Raw genomic sequence first — 19,113 nt, 5'->3', positions numbered from 1 at the left:
TGGAGACGTCATGCCCCCAACAGGCTCCGGGGATACCCGAGTTCGGGTCGAGGTTAGGGCCGTGATCGGTCATAAGCAGTCGCGCATCAACAGGGCACGGTCGCATGGAGGTCGCATACGGTCACATGCGTTCGCCGGTCTCCCACGGCCTGCTCAGCTCGCGGCGCGGATCGCCTCGTCGATGCCCGGGAACGCGAACCGGAACCCCGACTCCGACAGCCGCCTCGGCAGCACCCGCTGACTGCCCAGCACATCCCCGGCCAGCTCGCCCAGCACCGCCCGCAGCACCGGCGCCGGGACCGCGAAGGGCGCCGGGCGGTGCAGGACCCGCGCCATCGCCGCCGTGACCTCACGGTTCGTCAGCGGCTCGGGAGCGGTCAGGTTGACCGGCCCGGACAGCGCCTCGGTGTCGATGAGATGCCGGATCGCCCCGACCTCGTCGTGCAGCGCGATGTACGACCAGTACTGCCGCCCGTCGCCCAGCCGCCCGCCCAGCCCCGCCCGGAACAGCGGGAACAGCCGCCCCCAGGCGCCGCCGTGGGCCACCACCAGCCCCGTGCGCGCGAACACCGTGCGCACCCCCGCCTCCTGCGCGGGCGCCGCCGCCTCCTCCCACTCCACGCACAGCGCGGGCAGGAACCCCTCGCCCGGCGGCGCCTCCTCGTCCACCGCCCGGTCGCCGGTGTCGCCGTAGAAGCCGATCGCGCTGCCGCTGACGAAGACCCGCGGCGGCTCGGGCAGCGCGGCCACCGCCTCCGCCAGCGCGGCCGTGCCCAGCACCCGGCTGTCCCGCAGCAGCCGCTTGTACGCCGCCGTCCAGCGCCGGTCGCCGATCCCGGCCCCGGCGAGATTGACCACCGCCGTACAGCCGGTCAGTCCTGCCGCGTCCACATACTGCCCCTCCGGGTCCCAGCACACCTCGCCCGGCCCCGCCGCGGCCCGGCGCACCAGCCGTACGACCTCGTGTCCGTCCGCCGTCAGGGACCGCACCAGCGCGCTGCCGATCAGCCCCGACGCACCCGCCACCGCCACCCGCATACGTTCCTTCGCTTCCATGGCCCCAGCATGCCCGCGCGAAAGCCCCGCGAGGCGCTCCGGCCGCGCGCCGTAGGGTGATCGTCATGCCCGAGCCGTACACGCCGCACCAGCCGTCCATACGCCTCGCCGTGGCCGACGACGAGGAGGGCCTCGCGCTCCTCGACCGCGCCACCTGGTCCACGCTGCACGCCGTCTCGCCCCCGCCCGAGGGGCCGTTCTTCGACGAGCGCCACCCGCCGCAGGACTATCTGGTCGCCGAGGCCGGCGGCCGGATCGTCGGCTACATCCGCCTCGCCCGCCCGACCCCGCTCGCCTCCAACGCGCACGTCCTGCAGATCCAGGGCCTCGCCGTCGCCGACGCGGCACGCGGTCAGGGCGTCGGGCGGGCGCTGATCCGGGCCGCCGTCGAGGAGGCGCGCGGCCGCGGCGCCCGCCGGCTGAGCCTGCGCGTGCTCGGGCACAACGCCCCGGCCCGCGCGCTGTACACGTCCGAGGGCTTCGCCGTCGAGGGCGTGCAGCCGGAGGAGTTCCTCCTCGACGGCGTCTACGTCGACGACGTGCTCATGGGCCGCAGGCTCTGACGGGTGTGACGGTCAGGAACTGACCAGCTGGCCGGTGTCCACCGGGGACGTCGCCGTGGCCGCCCGGTGGGCGTCGGCCGCCACCTCGGCCGCCGTCAGCGCGTACCCCGTCTCGGCGTCCGAGGTGGAGCGGGCGAAGACCACACCGAAGACCCTGCCGTCCGTGGTCAGCAGCGGGCCGCCGGAGTTGCCCGGCCGGACCGTGGAGCGGATCGAGTAGATGTCCCGGGTGACCGTGCGGTCGTTGTAGATGTTCTGCCCCGTCGCGTTCACCCGGCTCGCCACCGTCGCCGCCTGGAGGTTCAGGCCGCCGTCCTGCGGATAGCCCGCGACCACCGCCGAGTCGCCGCGGGCCGCGTTCGTGTCGAAGCGCAGCACCGGGGCGCGCAGGCCCGGCACGTACAGCACGGCCACGTCCCGGTCCGGGTCGAAGAGGACCACCCGCGCGTCGTACGACCGGCCGATCCCGCCGATCCGCACGCTCGGGTGGTCGATGCCGGCCACCACGTGCGCGTTGGTCATCACGTGCTGCGAGGCGTAGACGAAACCGCTGCCCTCGCGGCCCTCGTTGCCCGAGACGCCCTCGATCTTCACCGTGCTCAGCTTCGCCGCGCTGGTCGCGGCCGACGTCACGCTGTCCCCGGACGGCCGGGCCACCTGGGCCGTCGACTCGTTCTCGAACGGGTTGAAGACCTGCGGGAAGCCCGCCTCGGTCAGCGCCGAGGTCGCCCGCGAGAACCACACGGGCGTCGTCTGGGGCATCGCCTGCTGCACCGCGCCCAGCAGCGTCGAGTTCCGTATCGCCGTGTTCAGCGTCTGCGACGGGGCCGCGCCCAGGACGCTCGCCGCGACCCAGGCCACGATCAGCACCGCGACGGAGTTGGCCGCCGCGCCGCCTATCCCGTCCGCCACCCGCAGCGGGCCGCGGTCCAGCTCCCCGCGCAGCCGCAGCGCGAGCCGGCCCGCCAGCTCGTGCCCCACCACCGCGGGCACCAGCACCGTGACCACGGCGAGCACCGTCGCCGCCGCCGTACCGCGCGCCACCAGGCCCGTGACCCACGGCAGCACCCACACGCCGACGACGGCCCCGCCGACGAACCCCGCCAGCGAGACACAGCCGGCCACCAGCCCGCGGCGGTAGCCGGACACCGCGTAGACGAGGATCACCAGCACAAGCACCAGGTCGAGCAGGTCCACGGAGCCGCCTTTCTCTCGGACCCCTCAGTACGGACGGGACGGGCCCGTTTGATCAGTCACCCACAGATGAACGGCCACCGCTCGGCGAACCGGCCACGTATGCGTGTACCTCCAGAAACGTCCTGGACCAGGACGATGGTTCCACCGGGTGGCACAGCGCACATCGCGGGCGCGGCGCGTTGCCTTGAGAGTGGGATCATGCGTGCTGTCCGAATACCACTGAGAAGGTCACCGGGAACGCCGGGAACACCGGGGCGGACGGGGGCGCCGCCCGGGCCGGCGCGGACGCCCGGGGGCACTGGGCCGACCGGGGTACGGCGGCGGGGCTGGGCGGTGCGCGTTCCCGGGCCGGTGCTGTGGCTGGTCGGCGGGCTGCCCGGGGTCTGCGCCCTGCTGGCGGTCGTGCTGTTCGCCCACGGCGTCGACGGGCTCGCGACCGTACGCCTGGAGCGGCACGGCGCGGCACCGGCCACGCCGGCCTACCGCGCCGCCCGCCCGGCCATCGTGCCCCGCTCCGTCTGGCTGGGCCGCGCCGCCGGCCCCCAGCCGCCCCCGCGCTACGACGACAAGGTGGTCGCCGTCTTCCTGCACCACACCGACTCGCCGAGCACCTACGACTGCGCGGACGCGCCCCGCATCATCCAGCACCTCTACGCCGGCCAGCGGGGCGACCGCCACTGGGACGACATCGGCTACAACTTCCTCGTCGACCGCTGCGGCACCATCTACGAGGGCCGCGCCGGAGGCGTCGACCAGGCCGTCACCGGCGCGCACACGCTGGGCTTCAACCACCGCACCGCCGGCATCGCGGCGCTCGGCACCTTCACGGCGGGCGCCGCGGTGCCCCGGGCCATGACCGACGCGATCGCCGCCCTGGCCGCCTGGAAACTCGGCCTCGCCGGGGTGGACCCGCGCGCCAGCACCCAGCTGCTCTCCAGCAGCAGCGACAGCCGTTACCGGGCGGGCGCCAAGGCCGTCCTCCCCGCCCTGGCCGGCCACGACGCCGGCTACATGACCAGCTGCCCCGGCGCCGCCCTCACCGCCCGCCTCCCCGAGATCCGCGAAAAGGCCGCCCGCCTCCAGGGCCGCCCCGCCGCGATACCGCTCGCGGGGCACCCGAGGCCCCCGGCGCACCCGAGGCCCCCGGCGCACCCGGTGGCCCCGGCGCATACGCCGACCCCGCGCACGCCCTCCCCGTCCCCCGCGTCGTCCACAGCGACGCCATAGCCGCCGCGCAGGCTTCTCAGAGTCCGGCGTCCTACCGTCGGGGGCGACAACGGGCATGAGGGCGGGGTTGACGATGAGCGGTCGTACGCGACAGCGGGAGCGGCACACCGGGGGCGCCCGGCGGTCCGCGCAGGAATCACTGTGGGGCCGGGCGGTGCGCAGCCCGTGGACCGTGCTCTGCGTCGTCGCCGCGGTCGTCGTCGGCCCGGCGGCGGGCACGGCGTCCGCGCTCGACCGGGCCAACGCCGCGCCGCCGCTGCACGTCCCGTCCCACGAGGGCGCCAAGTCCCTTGCGTGACAAGGAAGTCGGGCCAAAACCCGGCTTGTTCGCGACGTGGCGCGACGGGCGCGTAGGGCCTACCCTTTCAGGGCAAAAGTGGGGCAGGAGTGTGTGACCGGCGGTCGGTTCGAGCCGTGCACTGGCCACTCCCGCCGTCCTCCTGCGGGCGTCCGCACGCGTGCGATACGGTGCGTGCGGACCGGCGAAAACCGGTCCCGGTTCGGCCTCGGCTTCGGGGTCCTGGTCCCGGGGCTCCGCCCGGCCGCCGGTGCCGTCCGTGCCGCCGGTGTCGCCGGGGCCGGCGTCCCGGGCGTCGCGCTGCCCGGTGGGTCCCGGCTGCCGCGCGGCCGGGGGCGAAGCGGGGTCCGGCACGGGCGTGCCGGGGCGGGGGGCGCCGTTGCCCGCCCGCAACTGCCGTATCCAGGTGAGCACACCCGCCACGGGCCCTCTCCGATCTCTGCCCGACTGTCTCCAGTCCGGTGGGAACTGCTAGGACGGGTACTGGCCCAGCACCTCGTCGATGAACGCGATCGCCTCGTCCCCGCAGACCGCCTCCTTGCGGGACTCCTCGAACCTCGCCAGGTACTCGACGACCGCGCTCTGGTCGTCCCGCGTGGTCAGCGCGCCGTTCGGGCCCTCCACGAACAGCGCGTCGTCGCCGTCCCGGAAGGTCAGCGCGATCGCGCCCGTACGCAGCACCGGGTACGCGCCCCGGGCGAAGGGGACGACGCTCAGCTCCACGTGCGGCAGCGCGGCGTCGGACTTCAGCCGGGCCAGCTGCTCCCGCATCGTGGCCGCCCCGCCGACCGCACGGCGCAGCGTCCCCTCGTCGAGCAGGAACCGCAGCCGGGGCTCGGCCGCGTCCCGCAGCAGCCGCCGCTGCCGCTCGGCCCGCAGCCGTACGATCGCGTCGATCCGCTCCGGCGACCGGTCGCCCAGCAGCGCGCGGGTGTACGCCTCGGTCTGCAGCAGACCGGGGACGAGCGTCGGGTCGAAGGCGGACAGCTCGTTCGCCGCGCCCTCCAGCCCGAGGAACACCGCGAACTGTGGGGTCACCGCGTCCCGGAACCCGTGCCACCACGGCGGCCGGCGGCTCTCCCGGGTGGCCCGCTCAAGGTCACGGCGGATGGTCTCGTCCGTGACGCCGTACAGATCGAGGAGCGCGCGCAGGTCGGTCACGGACACGCCGACCGCGCCCCCCTCGATCCGGATGACCTTGGAGGGTGACCAGGAGAGGTGCTCGGCCACCTCGGGCTGGCTCAGGCGTGCGTCATTGCGGAAGGTGCGCAGGGCGAGCCGCACCCTGCGCCGCTCCACAGCCGGATCTGTCGATGTCATCTCCTCGCGGTCCCGATTCTTTGTCGAGGGTGACGGGGAGCTGCCACCTGGCAGACTGCCACCTGGCCGCTCCGCAGAATGGCGCTCAGCCTACCTCCGGCGCACACCGAACGCGGCACACGCCCCGTCCGCGCGCTTTCTGGCGGTGTGTCCGGTGGGACAGGAGAGGAAGAGGCAACGGCAGAAGGCCAGTTCAGAGGGGGACCCGGGGACCGCGACAGATGCCAGGGAACATTTTCGGTCGAATTCCGGGGCGGAATCAGCCCTTGAAGCGATCCCAGAGTTTGGGATAGCGCTCCGCCAGGACAGCTTCGTTCTCGAAGTCGATCGACGTGCCTTCCGGCTCGGCGGGCGCCGGGGCGATGCCCAGGTCGGGGGCGACCGTACCGGTCAGCTGTTCGTACGCCTCGTCCGCCGCGTAGCCCAGTTCCTCGCCGTCGCCGTCGATCTCCTCGTCGAACTCGCCGAGCAGATCGGCCAGCGAGTCCGGGTCGTGCAGGCCGCCCTCGTACACCTCCCGGCCCTGGCCGATCAGCCAGCACCGGAAGAAGTCGAACGCGTCGTCGCTGGCCCCGTCCAACAGCACCCAGGCGGCGCCCCACAGGTCCCAGCGGTAGGCGCGGTTGTAGCGGGCCTCGAAGTGACGGGCGAAGTCCAGCACCGTGTCCGGCTCCAGCTGGAGCAGCCGGTCCACCAGCAGGTCGGCCTGCTCCTCGGGGTCGCCCTCGGCGGCCTCACGGGCGGCGTCGATCAGCTCCCAGAACTCCGTCTCGTCCATCACGGCACCAGCATCGGGCCTCGACCGGTGCGACGCACGCGGAGTGCGCCGGAGTGCGGCGGATCGTTATCCGGCGGCCCCCTGGCCGTAGCGCGCGGCCGACCGCGCCGCGTCCGCCGCGAAGCGGGCCCGCAGGGTCGCCGGTGCCAGTACCTCGGCCTCCGCGCCGAGCGCCGTCAGCTGGTCGTACGCGACCTCCTCGGACTCCACCGGCACCGTCACCGTCACCCACCCCTCCCCGTCCGGCTCCCCCTGCTCCTTCAGCGCCTCCCGCGCGGACACCGGTTCCACGGCGTACCGCAGCCGGCGCACCCCCTGCGGGGAGAGCCGTACGACCACCTCGGCGCGCAGGATCGACCGCGCGAACCGCTCGGCCTGCGCGGCCCAGTAGGCCGGCAGGTCGAAGCCCGCGTCCCGGGTGAACCGCTCGGCCAGCGCCTCCACGTCCCCGAACCGGTCCAGCCGGTATGTCCGGAAAGCACCGTCGTCGGCCACCCGGGCGCACAGATACCAGACGCCCGCTTTCAGCACGAGGCCGTACGGTTCCAGCTCCCGCTCGACCGTGGTCTGCCCGCGCCGGTAGAGCGCGCGGACGCGCCGGTCGTCCCACACCGCCTCCGCGACGGCGGGCAGCGGCGCGGGCGTCTCCGGCTCCCGGAACCAGGCCGGCGCGTCCAGATGGAAGCGCTGGGCCGCGCTGTCCGGGGCGTCCCGCAGGGAGGGCAGCAGGGCGGCCGACACCTTCAGCCGGGCGGCGCAGGCGGCGTCCGCCAGGCCCATCTCGCGCAGCGCCCCCGGCACCCCGCTCAGGAACAGCGCCTCGGCCTCCGTTCTCGCCAGCCCCGTCAGGCGGGTGCGGTAGCCGCCGACCAGCCGGTACCCACCGGCCCGCCCCCGGTCGGCGTACACCGGCACCCCCGCCTCCGACAGCGCCTGCGCGTCCCGGGTGACCGTCCGCTCCGAGACCTCCAGCTCCCGCGCGAGCTCGGCCGCGGTCATGGCGGGCCGGGACTGGAGCAGCAACACCATCTTGATCAGCCGGGCAGCGCGCATGGGCCCATCATGCCGGGGGCCGCTGACAAACAGCGGACACAGACGAAGAAGGGGTACGGCGGCTGCCGTACCCCTTCCCGCACGCGCGGTGCCTACAGCCCGTACTTCTCCCGGGCCTCCTTGACCGCCGTGGCCTTCACCTCACCGCGCCGGGCGAGCTGGGCCAGGGCCGCGACGACGATCGACCGGGCGTCGACGCCGAAGTGGCGGCGGGCGGCGGCGCGGGTGTCCGACAGACCGAAGCCGTCGGCGCCCAGCGAGCTGTAGTCCTGCTCCACCCACTGCGCGATCTGGTCCGGGACCTGGCGCATGTAGTCGGAGACGGCCAGCACCGGACCCTCGGCACCCTGGAGCGCCTGGCGGACGTACGGCACGCGCTCCTCGCCGCGCAGGAGGGCCGCGTCGGCCTCCATCGCGTCGCGGCGCAGCTCGGTCCAGGAGGTCGCGGACCACACGTCGGCGGCCACACCCCACTCCTCGGCGAGCAGCTTCTGCGCCTCGAGGGCCCAGTGGATCGCCGTACCCGAACCCAGCAGCTGGATGCGCGGGGCGTTGGCCACCGGGGACAGCCCGGCCGACTCCGCCGTGTTGAAGCGGTACAGACCCTTGACGATGCCCTCGTCGATGCCGAGGCCCTGCGGCTTCGCCGGCTGCGGCAGCGGCTCGTTGTAGACCGTCAGGTAGTAGAAGACGTTCTGGTCCTCGCCCGGCTTGGCCTCGCCGTACATCCGGCGCAGACCCTCACGGACGATCACCGCGATCTCGTAGGCGAACGCGGGGTCGTACGACAGGGCGGCCGGGTTGGTCGCGGCGATCACCGGGGAGTGGCCGTCGGCGTGCTGCAGGCCCTCGCCCGTCAGGGTCGTACGGCCCGCCGTCGCGCCGACGAGGAAGCCGCGGCCGAGCTGGTCGCCGAGCTGCCACATCTGGTCGGCGGTGCGCTGCCAGCCGAACATCGAGTAGAAGATGTAGAACGGGATCATCGCCTCGCCGTGCGTCGCGTACGCGGTGGACGCGGCGATGAAGTCGGCCATCGAACCGGCCTCGGTGATCCCCTCGTTGAGGATCTGGCCGTTCTGGGCCTCCTTGTAGTACATCAGCTGGTCGCGGTCGACCGGCTCGTACGTCTGGCCCTTGGGGGAGTAGATGCCCAGGGACGGGAAGAGGCTCTCCATGCCGAAGGTGCGGGCCTCGTCCGGGACGATCGGCACCCAGCGCCTGCCCGTCTCCTTGTCGCGGACCAGGTCCTTGACCAGGCGGACGAAGGCCATGGTGGTGGCCACGTTCTGCGTGCCGGAGCCCTTGTCGAAGGAGGCGAAGGCCTTCTCGGCCGGGGCCGGCAGCGGGGCGAGCGCGTGCGTGCGGCGGGCCGGGGCCGGGCCGCCGAGGGCCGCCCGGCGCTCCTGGAGGTAGCGGACCTCGGGCGAGTCGGCGCCCGGGTGGCCGTAGGGCACCACCCCGTCGACGAAGTCGCTGTCCTTGATCGGCAGCTCGAGCAGGTCGCGCATCGTCTTGAACTCGTCCACCGAGAGCTTCTTCATCTGGTGGTTGGCGTTCTTCGACGCGAAGCCCTCGCCGAGGGTGTGGCCCTTGACCGTCTGGGCCAGGATCACGGTCGGCGCGCCCTTGTGCTCGACGGCGGCCTTGTACGCGGCGTAGACCTTGCGGGCCTCGTGACCGCCGCGCGAGAGGTGGAAGCACTCCAGGATCTTGTCGTCGCTCAGCAGCTTCGCCATCTCGGCGAGCGCCGGGTCCTTGCCGAAGAAGTCCTCGCGGATGTAGGCGGCGTCGCGGGTCTGGTACGTCTGGACCTGCGCGTCCGGCACCTCGCGCAGCCGGCGTACGAGCGCGCCGGTGGTGTCGAGCGCGAACAGCTCGTCCCACGCCGTGCCCCACAGGGTCTTGACGACGTTCCAGCCGGCGCCGCGGAACTGGGCCTCCAGCTCCTGCACGATCTTGAAGTTGGCGCGGACCGGACCGTCGAGGCGCTGCAGGTTGCAGTTGATGACGAAGGTGAGGTTGTCCAGCTCCTCACGGGCGGCGAGCGCGAGGGCCGCCGTCGACTCCGGCTCGTCCATCTCGCCGTCGCCGAGGAACGCCCACACGTGCGAGGACGAGACGTCCTTGATGCCGCGGCTGGTGAGGTAGCGGTTGAAGCGTGCCTGGTAGATGGCGGAGAGCGGGCCGAGGCCCATCGACACCGTCGGGAACTCCCACAGCCAGGGCAGGCGGCGCGGGTGCGGGTACGACGGCAGGCCGCTGCCGCCGGCCTCCTGGCGGAAGTTGTCCAGGTGCGCCTCGGTCAGGCGGCCGTCGAGGAAGGCGCGGGCGTAGATGCCGGGGGAGGCGTGGCCCTGGATGTACAGCTGGTCGCCGGAGCCGTCGCCCTCCTTGCCCTTGAAGAAGTGGTTGAAGCCGGTCTCGTACAGCCACGCGGCGGAGGCGAAGGTGGCGATGTGGCCGCCGACGCCGTGCTTGGCGCCGCGGGTCACCATGGCCGCCGCGTTCCAGCGGTTCCAGGCGGTGATCCGGGCCTCCATCTCCGGGTCGCCGGGCATGGCCGGCTCGGCGGAGGTGGGGATGGTGTTGACGTAGTCCGTCTCGAGGAGCTTCGGCAGCGCGATGCCGCCCGCCTCGGCGCGCTCCAGCGTGCGCCGCATCAGGTACGCGGCACGGTGCGGCCCGGCCTCCCTGGCGACGGCGTCGAGGGAGGCCTGCCACTCGGCGGTCTCCTCGGGGTCGCGGTCGGGGAGCTGGTCGAGCGCGCTCGGCTGGATGGCGTTGGGGTCGGTCATGTCGCCGCCTTCCTCAGTCGAAGGGGGGTTCCCTCATCGGTGTAAGGGTTCGGGGGTGCCCTAGGTCTTTGGCAGGACAGGGCTAGGACTTCGGTGGAAGTCCGTCGGCGACTGTAACTCCCTGATCGATGATCGATCAAAGGGTTGAGGGGCAAAACTTCTCGAATCCGAGAAAGTCGGCACCCGGTGCCTTCGCGGATGGCACCCGGTGACGGGAATTCGCCTTGTTTTCGCAGGTGAGGCGCCGTTTGAGCGAGGGCATGCTCGCCTGAACCAGGTGCGGGGCGGGCGGTCAGGCCCTCGGTGCGCAGCCCAGGACGTGCGCCTTCACGATCTCCGCGATGCGCGAATCCCGCCGCTTGAACGCGGCGACCAGCTCGTCGTGCTCCTCCGCGTACGACTGCTGGACCGTGCCCAGCCAGCGGATGGACAGCGCCGTGAAGACCTCGATGCCGAGGCCTTCCCAGGTGTGCAGCAGCACCGAGTTGTCCGCCGCGCGGACCAGCTCGCGGTGGAAGCCCACGGTGTGGCGTACCTGGGCGGTGCCGTCGGCGTCCCGGTCGGCCTCGTACAGGGCCAGGACGTGCGGCTCCAGGGCCGAGCAGTCCTCGGCGAGGCGCTCGGCGGCCAGCTCCGCCGCGATGGCCTCCAGGCCGGCGCGGACGGGGTAGCTCTCCTCCAGGTCGGCCGCGGTCAGGTTGCGGACGCGTACGCCCTTGTTCGGCGCGGACTCGATCAGGCGCAGCGACTCCAGCTCGCGCAGCGCCTCGCGGACCGGGGTCTGGCTGACCTCCAGCTCGGTCGCGATCCGCCGCTCCACGATGCGCTCGCCCGGCTGCCAGCGCCCGCTCACGATCCCCTCCACGATGTGCTCGCGGATCTGTTCGCGCAGCGAGTGGACGACGGGCGCGGTCATGGAGGGCTCCTTAGGGAGGGCTGACGTTTAGACAATAAGGCCGCATCGCTCCAGGGGAGTGGCTGTGGGGGCGCTTTGACGCAGGTGAGACGAGGCTTACACGGTGAGTGTGCCGACGAACACGAACACCCCGCCCGGAAGGCTCCGGACGGGGTGCCGTACTGCCTGATCAGGCCAGGGAGGTCACAGGCCCAGTTCGACCTCGAACTCGCCCGCCTCCAGGATCGCCTTGACCGCCGTCAGGTAACGGGCCGCGTCGGCGCCGTCGACCAGGCGGTGGTCGTAGGAGAGGGTCAGGTAGGTCATGTCGCGGACGCCGATGACCGTGCCCTCCTCGGTCTCGATGACGGCCGGACGCTTGACCGTGGCACCGATGCCGAGGATCGCGACCTGGCCCGGCGGCACGATGATCGTGTCGAACAGCGCGCCACGCGAACCGGTGTTGGAGATGGTGAAGGTCGCGCCGGACAGCTCGTCCGGGGTGATCTTGCTGGCGCGGACCTTGCCGGCCAGCTCCGCCGTGGCCTTCGCGATGCCCGCGATGTTGAGGTCGCCGGCGTGCTTGATGACCGGGGTCATCAGGCCCTTCTCGGAGTCCACTGCGATACCGACGTTCTCGGTGTCGAAGTAGGTGATCGTGCCCTCGGCCTCGTTGATCTTGGCGTTGATGACCGGGTGGGCCTTCAGCGCCTGGGCCGCCGCCTTCACGAAGAACGGCATCGGGGAGAGCTTGACGCCCTCACGCGCGGCGAAGGAGTCCTTGGCCTGGGCGCGCAGGCGCATCAGGCGGGTGACGTCGACCTCGACGACCGACGACAACTGGGCCTGCTCGTGCAGCGCCTTGACCATGTTGTCGCCGATGACCTTGCGGATGCGCGGCATCTTGACGGTCTGGCCACGCAGCGGGGAGGCCTCCAGGACCGGCGCCTTCCTGGCGGCGGGGGTAGCCGGGGCGGCAGCGGCCGGAGCCGGAGCGGCGGCGGCCTTCGCGGCCTCGGCGGCGGCGATGACGTCCTGCTTGCGGATACGGCCGCCGACGCCGGTGCCCTTGACGGTGGCCAGGTCGACGCCGTTCTCGGCGGCGAGCTTGCGCACCAGCGGGGTGACGTAGGCGCCCTCGTCCGTCGCCTGGGTGGCGGTCGGGTGGGTCGGCGCGGTGGCCGGGGTGACCGGGGCCGGAGCCGGGGCGGGCGCCGGAGCCGGAGCCGCGGGCTGGGCCGGGGCAGCGGCAGCCGGAGCGGCCGGGGCCGGAGCCGGGGCGGCGGGAGCCGCGGGGGCGGCCGGGGCCGGAGCCGGAGCGGCCGGGGCAACGGGGGCGGCCGGGGCCGGGGCCGGAGCGGCCGGGGCCGGAGCGGCCGGGGCCGGAGCGGCCGGGGCCGGAGCGGCGGCCGGGGCACCGATGACGGCGAGCTTGGCGCCGACCTCGGCGGTCTCGTCCTCGTTCACCACGATCTCCAGGAGCACGCCGGAGGCGGGCGCCGGGATCTCGGTGTCGACCTTGTCCGTGGAGACCTCGAGCAGCGGCTCGTCGGCCTCGACGGAGTCGCCGACCGACTTCAGCCAGCGGGTGACGGTGCCCTCGGTGACGGACTCGCCGAGCGCGGGCAGGACCACGTCCGTGCCCTGCGCGCCGGAGGCACCGGCGGTGGCCTCGGCGGTCGGGGCCGGAGCGGGGGCGGCCTGCTCGGTGGCGGGGGCGGCCGGGGTCTGGGCGGCCGGGGCGGCCGTCTCGGTCGGGGCCGGGGCCGGCGCCGGGGCGGCCTCGGCGGCGGGGGCCGGGGCGGCCGCGGGGGCGCCGGAGCCGTCGTCGATCACGGCCAGCTCGGCGCCGACCTCGACGGTCTCGTCCTCGGCGACCTTGATGGAGGACAGCACACCGGAGACGGGCGAGGGGATCTCGGTGTCGACCTTGTCGGTCGACACCTCCAGCAGCGGCTCGTCGGCCTCGACGCGCTCGCCCTCGGCCTTCAGCCAGCGGGTGACAGTGCCCTCGGTGACGCTCTCACCGAGCGCCGGAAGGGTTACGGAAACCGCCATGGTTTCGGTTGCTCCTAACGAATTGCGGAAAGTCTGTGTCGTCGCGCCCGTTGACCGAAGGCTCAGTCGTGGGAGTGCAGCGGCTTGCCGGCGAGCGCCAGGTGCGCCTCGCCCATCGCCTCGTTCTGCGTCGGGTGGGCGTGGATGAGCTGGGCGACCTCGGCCGGCAGCGCCTCCCAGTTGTAGATCAGCTGGGCCTCGCCGACCTGCTCGCCCATGCGGTCGCCGACCATGTGGACGCCGACCACGGCACCGTCCTTCACCTGGACGAGCTTGATCTCGCCCGAGGTGTTCAGGATCTTGCTCTTTCCGTTGCCCGCCAGGTTGTACTTCAGAGCGACGACCTTGTCCGCGCCGTAGATCTCCTTGGCCTTGGCCTCGGTGATACCGACGGAGGCGACCTCCGGGTGGCAGTACGTCACCCGCGGGACACCGTCGTAGTCGATCGGAACGACCTTCAGACCGGCCAGACGCTCCGCCACCAGGATGCCCTCGGCGAAGCCGACGTGCGCGAGCTGGAGCGTCGGGACGAGGTCACCGACGGCGGAGATGGTCGGGACGTTGGTGCGCATGTACTCGTCGACGAGGACGTAACCGCGGTCCATGGCGACCCCGGCCTCCTCGTAGCCCAGGCCCTGCGAGACCGGGCCGCGGCCGACGGCGACGAGGAGGACCTCGGCCTCGAACTCCTTGCCGTCCGCCAGGGTGACCTTCACGCCGTCCTGGGTGTACTCGGCCTTCTGGAAGAAGGTGCCGAGGTTGAACTTGATGCCCCGCTTGCGGAACGCGCGCTCCAGGAGCTTCGAGGAGTTCTCGTCCTCGACCGGCACCAGGTGCTTCAGGCCCTCGATGACCGTGACGTCCGCACCGAACGACTTCCACGCCGAGGCGAACTCGACGCCGATGACGCCGCCGCCCAGGATGATCGCGGACTTCGGCACGCGGTCCAGGACGAGGGCGTGGTCGGAGGAGATGATGCGGTCGCCGTCGATCTCCAGGCCGGGCAGCGACTTCGGCACGGAGCCGGTCGCCAGCAGCACGTGGCGGCCCTGGACGCGCTGGCCGTTCACGTCGACGGAGGTCGGGGAGGACAGTCGGCCCTCACCCGCGATGTACGTCACCTTGCGGGACGCGATCAGACCCTGAAGGCCCTTGTACAGGCCGGCGATGACGCCGTCCTTGTACTTGTGGACGGCCGCGACGTCGATGCCCTCGAAGGTGGCCTTGACGCCGAACTGCTCGCTCTCGCGGGCCTGGTCGGCGATCTCGCCCGCGTGGAGCAGGGCCTTGGTGGGGATGCAACCCCGGTGCAGGCAGGTGCCGCCGACCTTGTCCTTCTCGATCAGGGCGACGTCCAGGCCCAGCTGCGCCCCGCGCAGGGCCGCGGCGTAACCACCGCTACCACCGCCGAGGATCACTAGGTCGAAAACGGTGCTGGCGTCGTTCGCCACGTCACGTCCTCCATGCATGTGCGCCTTGCGCCGGTCTCCAGTGACCGGCGGGCGGCTGGTGTCCGGCCGCTTGATGCTTCGGCCCTTCGGTGGGGGCCCTGTCCTGCCGGGCTCCATCTTTGCACTTGTTCGAGGCGGACGAGACGCGGGGCTGGAGTGTGAGACGTCCCACGTTCGCTCGAGAGGAACGGAGGGACGGTACCGCCAGAGGCGCGGGGAACTGCGCGAACAACCCCCACGCGCCCGCTGACGCCGTAACTACGGAACGGACCGGGTCATGAGGCGACTCAGCCCAGGTCGCCGGAGGCGGTCTGCTCCGCCAGCCGCACCAGCGTCCGCACAGCGGAACCGGTGCCTCCCTTGGGCGTGTACCCGAACGGCCCGCCCTCGTTGAACGCCGGTCCGGCGATGTCGAGGTGCGCCCAGGTGATCCCCTCGCCCACGAACTCCCGCAGGAACAGACCGGCGACGAGCCCGCCGCCCATCCGCTCGCCCATGTTCGCGATGTCGGCGACCGGGGAGTCCATGCCCTTGCGCAGGTGCTCCGGCAGCGGCATCGGCCACGCCGGCTCGCCGACCTCCTCCGCCGCCTCGTGCAGCGCGGAGCGGAACGCGTCGTCGTTGGCCATGACACCGAACGTCCGGCTGCCCAGCGCCAGCATCATCGCCCCGGTGAGGGTCGCGACGTCCACGATCGCGTCCGGCTTCTCCAGCGAGGCCGCCCACAGCGCGTCGGCGAGCACCAGCCGGCCCTCGGCGTCGGTGTTGAGCACCTCCACCGTCTTGCCGCTGTACATACGCAGCACGTCACCCGGGCGCACCGCCGAACCGGACGGCATGTTCTCGGCCAGCGCCAGCCACCCGGTGACGTCGACCTCCAGGCCGAGGCGCGCGGCGGCGACGACCGCGGCGAACACGGCGGCGGCACCGCTCATGTCGCACTTCATCGTCTCGTTGTGCCCGGCCGGCTTCAGCGAGATGCCGCCCGAGTCGTAGGTGATGCCCTTGCCGACGAAGGCCAGGTGCTTCGCGGCCTTCGGGTGCTTGTACGACAGCTTCACCAGGCGCGGGGTGGCCGCCGAGCCGCCGCCGACGCCGAGGATGCCGCCGTAGCCGCCCTTGGCCAGGGCCTTGTCGTCGAGCACCTGCACCTTGAGGCCGTGCTCCTTGGCCGCGCTCTGCGCGATCTGCGCGAAGGCGGCCGGGGTCAGGTCGTTCGGCGGGGTGTTGACCAGGTCGCGGGCGCGGTTCAGCTCCTCGCAGACCGCGACGGAGCGGGCGAGGGCCCCCTTGTGGGCGGCGTCGCGCGGCTTGCCGCCGAGCAGCGTGGCCTCGGCCAGCGGCGCCTTGCCGTTCTTGGCCTTCCCGCCGTTGCCGTTCTCCTTGTAGACGTCGAAGCTGTACGCGCCGAGCAGCACGCCCTCGGCGATCGCGCCGAGGGCGCCGGGGCTGTCGACGGGCAGCGCGAACGCGGCCTTCTTGGACCCGGCGAGGGCGCGGGCGGCCACGCCGGCCGCCTTGCGCAGGGCCTCGGCGTCGAAGCCGCCGTCGCTCTCCTCGCCGTCCGCGGCGGCGGGCCCGGCGCCCAGTCCCACCGCCACGACGAGCGGGGCCTTGAAGCCGGCCGGGGCCGGCAGCTTCGTCAGCTCGCCCTCGGCACCCGAGGCACCGAGAGTCTCCAGGACACCGGCCAGCCGGCCGTCGTACGCGTTGTCCACGGCCTCGGCGCCCGGCGCCACGACGGGACCCTGGGCGCCCTTGGCGACACCGATCACGATCGCGTCGGCCCGCAGGCCGGGCACCGCGGCGGTGCTGAGAGTCAGAGCAGTCACGGTGGTGAAATCTCGCTTCCGATGTGAAGTTGCTGTGGCCGATGGGGGGTGGGGTCGACCGGGCCCGAGAGCCGACCCTAGATCCAGGCCTGTGGACAGGTGGCAACCGGGGCCTTCACCCTGTCGGCGAACACCCGGGACGAGACTACGCGCGTGCGCGCGCACACTCATTCCTGCGGGCGTTCACCCGGCCGTGACGTCATGGCCACTTACCACCCCCGGGACACCTCGGGCACGCCGTCCGGCGCAGCGGACCCGGCCCGCCGGAAGGTGCCCTCGACGCGGGTGCCGGCCAGCCGGTCGGCCAGCGAACGGCGGCCGGGGAAGCACGCGGGCAGTGCGTTGACCAGGAACAGCGCCACCGCGACCGCCCACACCAGCAGCGACAGCAGGAGGTGACCCTCGACCAGCAGCACGCAGGCCAGCGCGTACACCGCGACGTCGGCGGCGGTGGTGACGGCGGCCCGGCGCAGGGCGTGCCGGGACAGCCGGGGGGTGACCCGCAGGCCGAGCAGGCCCTTGCCGAGAGTGCGGCCGGCCAGCCGCAGACAGGCCCACTGGTAGAGGAACGTGACGATCACGAGCGCCCCGAAGGCCTCCTCCACGTCCAGCACCACCGAGTCCCACAGGGACAGCCCGAGGTGCGCGGAGGCGCCGACGACGTCACCGCGCGAGGTCACGAGGTCGAGGCCGCCCTTGGTGGCGAGCGACGGCACGTCGGTGACCAGGGCGGCGATGCGGTGGAAGGTCAGCACCGCCAGCAGCGAGGCCGCGGCGGCGACCAGCGCGAAGTCCACGAGCCAGGCAGTGATGCGGCGCAGCGTCAACACGGAGATCCCCCGATCGTGCTCACCCGTCCGTGTACGGGCGACGAGCTTAGCGCTCAGGGGGTGAAGGCCAGTACCACCAGTGCCGCCGTCGCCGCCGTCTCCTCCAGCGCGCCGAAGACGTCCCCCGTCACCCCGCCGAACCGTCGTACGCACCGGCGCAGCAGCAGTTCGGACGCGGCGAGGGACAGCAGTACGGCGCTCGCCGCGCGGACGACGGCGTACGCACCGGACGGCACGCTTCCGGCCGCCGCGGCCAGCACGCAGACCACCGCCACCCCCGCCGCCTCCCGCACCGGCACCACCTCGGCGACCGCCGCGCCGAGCCCCTCCGGGCGGGCGGCCGGCACGCCCGTGCGGGCGGCGAGGGTGAGGGCGAGGCGGGCCGCCACCGCGCAGGTCACGGCGGCCGTCGCACCCCGGGTCCAGGACTCGCCGTAGAGCTGGGCCAGCACGGCGACCTGTGCCAGCAGGGTCAGCACGAGGGTGATGACGCCGAAGGGGCCGATGTCCGACTGCTTCATGATCCGCAGGGCGTCCTCGGCGGGCTTGCCGCTGCCCAGGCCGTCGGCCGTGTCGGCGAGGCCGTCGAGGTGGAGGCCGCGGGTCAGCGCCGCCGGGACGGCGACGGAGGCGACGGCGGCGAGCAGCGGGCCGGCGCCGAGGGCGAGCAGCAGCAGGCCGAGGCCGGCCGCCACCGCGCCGACGACCAGCCCGGCCGCCGGCGCGGCCAGCATCCCGCCGCGCGCGGTTGCCCGGTCCCAGCGGTGCACCCGGACGGGCAGCGCGGTGAGGGTGCCGAGGGCGAAGCGGAGGCCGTCGAGCGGGGAGGGCGAAGAGGCCGGCGACGCGGACGGCGAGGAGGGCGTGGGCATCGGCGCAGGGTACCGGGCGGCCGACGGACTCCCCCCGGGGCGTCGGGGATAAAGTGCGCACATGGGGCACTGGTGGGATCGGAACATTCTCGAACCGGGCAAACTCCCGCTGCTGCTCGCCCTCGCCGCCTTCGTGCTGACCTTCGTGGTCACCCGGGTGATCACCCGCCTGATCCGGGCCGGCCGGGGCCCGTTCCGCAACGTCAGGGCGGGCGGGCTGCACATCCACCACGTCGTGCCCGGGGTCGTCCTCACCGTGGTCGGCGGCTTCGGGGCCGTCGCCAGCGACCGGCACGGCGCGGGCGGGGCGGTCGCCGCCGTCCTCTTCGGCGTCGGCGCGGGCCTCGTCCTGGACGAGTTCGCGCTGATCCTGCACCTGGACGACGTCTACTGGAGCGAGGAGGGCCGCAAGAGCGTAGAGGTCGTGGTCCTCACCGCCGCGCTCGTCGGGCTGCTGCTCGCCGGGTTCTCGCCGTTCGGCGTCAACGACCTCTCCCCGCAGGAGCTGCAGGACCGGGGCACGGTCATCTCCAACATCGCCGCGAACTTCCTCTTCTCGCTCATCGCGCTGAGCAAGGGCAAGGCCCGCACCGCGGTCTTCGGGATCGTGGTGCCCCTCGTCGCGCTCGTCGGCGCGCTCCGGCTCGCCCGGCCCGGCTCCCCGTGGGCCCGCCGCTTCTACGGCCGCCGCCCGCGGGCCCGCGCCAAGGCCGCCCTGCGCGCCTACCGGCACGACCGCCGCTGGGCCGGGCCACGGCGCGCGCTTCAGGACTGGATCGGCGGCAAGCCCGACCCGCGCCCGGTGCGGCTGCCCGGGGGGCGTCGGTGATCGTTGGGGGGTTCGTGTCTGCCGGTGTGGCCGCCGCTGACGGTGTCGGCGTCGGGTCG

16 protein-coding genes are annotated in these 19,113 nt (G+C 73.2%); 4 read left to right on the top strand and 12 right to left on the bottom strand.

The features are described from left to right. Positions 1–153 precede the first annotated feature (153 nt). A complete protein-coding gene (locus ACZ60X_RS02145) occupies positions 154–1,056 on the bottom strand; it encodes a TIGR01777 family oxidoreductase (RefSeq protein ID WP_469592270.1) in 903 nt (300 codons plus the stop codon). 65 nt (positions 1,057–1,121) lie between these two features. On the opposite strand from ACZ60X_RS02145, the gene ACZ60X_RS02140 reads away from it, so the two are divergent. Further along, a complete protein-coding gene (locus ACZ60X_RS02140; RefSeq protein WP_469592269.1) occupies positions 1,122–1,619 on the top strand; it encodes a GNAT family N-acetyltransferase in 498 nt (165 codons plus the stop codon). Between the two features lie 12 nt (positions 1,620–1,631). On the opposite strand, the gene ACZ60X_RS02135 is transcribed toward ACZ60X_RS02140, so the two are convergent. Next, complete coding sequence (locus tag ACZ60X_RS02135) at positions 1,632–2,816, bottom strand: MarP family serine protease (RefSeq protein ID WP_469592268.1); 1,185 nt, start codon at positions 2,814–2,816, stop codon at positions 1,632–1,634. Positions 2,817–3,149: 333 nt separating this feature from the next. Here ACZ60X_RS02135 and ACZ60X_RS02130 point away from each other — a divergent pair, with 333 nt between their 5' ends. Together ACZ60X_RS02130 and ACZ60X_RS02125 are read left to right on the top strand one after the other, a co-directional pair. Then, positions 3,150–4,043: a peptidoglycan recognition protein family protein gene (locus ACZ60X_RS02130; protein ID WP_469592267.1), complete on the top strand. Its 894-nt coding sequence runs from the start codon at positions 3,150–3,152 to the stop codon at positions 4,041–4,043. Between the two features lie 73 nt (positions 4,044–4,116). After that, positions 4,117–4,341, top strand: a complete 225-nt coding sequence (locus ACZ60X_RS02125) for a hypothetical protein (protein WP_469592266.1) — start codon at positions 4,117–4,119, stop codon at positions 4,339–4,341. A gap of 471 nt (positions 4,342–4,812) precedes the next feature. Here the strand turns inward: ACZ60X_RS02125 and ACZ60X_RS02120 are convergent, their stop codons facing one another. The 10 genes from ACZ60X_RS02120 to ACZ60X_RS02075 form a co-directional block, all read right to left on the bottom strand. Continuing rightward, positions 4,813–5,661: a helix-turn-helix domain-containing protein gene (locus tag ACZ60X_RS02120; RefSeq protein WP_469592265.1), complete on the bottom strand. Its 849-nt coding sequence runs from the start codon at positions 5,659–5,661 to the stop codon at positions 4,813–4,815. Positions 5,662–5,920: 259 nt separating this feature from the next. Beyond that, positions 5,921–6,439 (bottom strand): DUF4240 domain-containing protein, encoded by a 519-nt coding sequence (locus tag ACZ60X_RS02115; RefSeq protein WP_469592983.1) that lies wholly within the window; start codon positions 6,437–6,439, stop codon positions 5,921–5,923. A gap of 66 nt (positions 6,440–6,505) precedes the next feature. Continuing rightward, entirely contained in the window at positions 6,506–7,492 is a 987-nt protein-coding gene (locus ACZ60X_RS02110; protein WP_469592264.1) for a helix-turn-helix transcriptional regulator, read from the bottom strand. 92 nt (positions 7,493–7,584) lie between these two features. After that, on the bottom strand, positions 7,585–10,287 hold the full coding sequence (aceE, locus tag ACZ60X_RS02105; RefSeq protein ID WP_469592263.1) for a pyruvate dehydrogenase (acetyl-transferring), homodimeric type: 2,703 nt from the start codon (positions 10,285–10,287) through the stop codon (positions 7,585–7,587). Positions 10,288–10,579: 292 nt separating this feature from the next. Next, positions 10,580–11,203 (bottom strand): GntR family transcriptional regulator, encoded by a 624-nt coding sequence (locus ACZ60X_RS02100; protein ID WP_469592262.1) that lies wholly within the window; start codon positions 11,201–11,203, stop codon positions 10,580–10,582. 183 nt (positions 11,204–11,386) lie between these two features. Beyond that, the gene (gene sucB / locus ACZ60X_RS02095; protein ID WP_469592261.1) at positions 11,387–13,240 is read right to left on the bottom strand and encodes a 2-oxoglutarate dehydrogenase, E2 component, dihydrolipoamide succinyltransferase; all 1,854 of its coding nucleotides are present in this window, start codon (positions 13,238–13,240) and stop codon (positions 11,387–11,389) included. 62 nt (positions 13,241–13,302) lie between these two features. Then, positions 13,303–14,691 carry a dihydrolipoyl dehydrogenase gene (lpdA, locus tag ACZ60X_RS02090; RefSeq protein ID WP_469592260.1) on the bottom strand — a complete coding sequence of 463 codons (1,389 nt, stop codon included), beginning with the start codon at positions 14,689–14,691 and terminating at the stop codon, positions 13,303–13,305. A gap of 287 nt (positions 14,692–14,978) precedes the next feature. Further along, a complete protein-coding gene (locus ACZ60X_RS02085; RefSeq protein ID WP_469592259.1) occupies positions 14,979–16,523 on the bottom strand; it encodes a leucyl aminopeptidase in 1,545 nt (514 codons plus the stop codon). 209 nt (positions 16,524–16,732) lie between these two features. Then, positions 16,733–17,350, bottom strand: a complete 618-nt coding sequence (locus ACZ60X_RS02080) for an RDD family protein (protein ID WP_469592258.1) — start codon at positions 17,348–17,350, stop codon at positions 16,733–16,735. A 56-nt stretch (positions 17,351–17,406) separates the two neighbouring features. Continuing rightward, on the bottom strand, positions 17,407–18,225 hold the full coding sequence (locus tag ACZ60X_RS02075) for an adenosylcobinamide-GDP ribazoletransferase (protein ID WP_469592257.1): 819 nt from the start codon (positions 18,223–18,225) through the stop codon (positions 17,407–17,409). Positions 18,226–18,286: 61 nt separating this feature from the next. Between ACZ60X_RS02075 and ACZ60X_RS02070 the strand changes: the two genes are divergently transcribed. Beyond that, positions 18,287–19,054, top strand: coding sequence for a hypothetical protein (locus tag ACZ60X_RS02070; RefSeq protein ID WP_469592256.1), 768 nt, complete (start codon positions 18,287–18,289; stop codon positions 19,052–19,054). The last annotated feature ends 59 nt before the right edge of the window (positions 19,055–19,113 follow it).

It is taken from the genome of Streptomyces sp. NPDC104106 (assembly GCF_055584345.1).
The sequence above is the reverse complement of the archived record's forward strand: the minus strand, read 5'-3'. Positions and strand labels throughout refer to the sequence as shown.